Consider the following 334-nt stretch of genomic DNA (forward strand, 5'->3'; position numbering starts at 1 on the left):
GGTGGCGCACTGACCAACCTGGACGGCCGCACCACCCAGAACACCACCGACATCGCCACGCTGGGCGACCAGATCGCCAACGGCGGCGTGGGCCTGGTCCAGCAGGACGCGACCAGCCGCGGGCTCACCGTGGGCGCGGCCACCGACGGCACGAGCGTGGACTTCACCGGCACCGACGGCGCGCGCGTGTTGACCGGCGTCGACGCCGGCGAGGTATCGGCAACCAGCACCGATGCGATCAACGGCAGCCAGCTCAACGCCACCAACCTGGCGGTGACGGCGGTCGACGGAGCGGTCGATAGCCTCGGCGCGGGTGTTGCCAGCAGCCTGGGCG

At 72.2% G+C, this 334-nt stretch carries 1 pseudogene; it reads left to right on the forward strand.

The features are described from left to right. Positions 1-334, forward strand: a pseudogene (locus SB822_RS55730) (Surface-exposed protein); the annotation flags it as partial.

This window comes from Paraburkholderia sp. SIMBA_054 (genome assembly GCF_046534875.1).
Taxonomy (GTDB): Bacteria; Pseudomonadota; Gammaproteobacteria; order Burkholderiales; family Burkholderiaceae; genus Paraburkholderia; species Paraburkholderia hospita.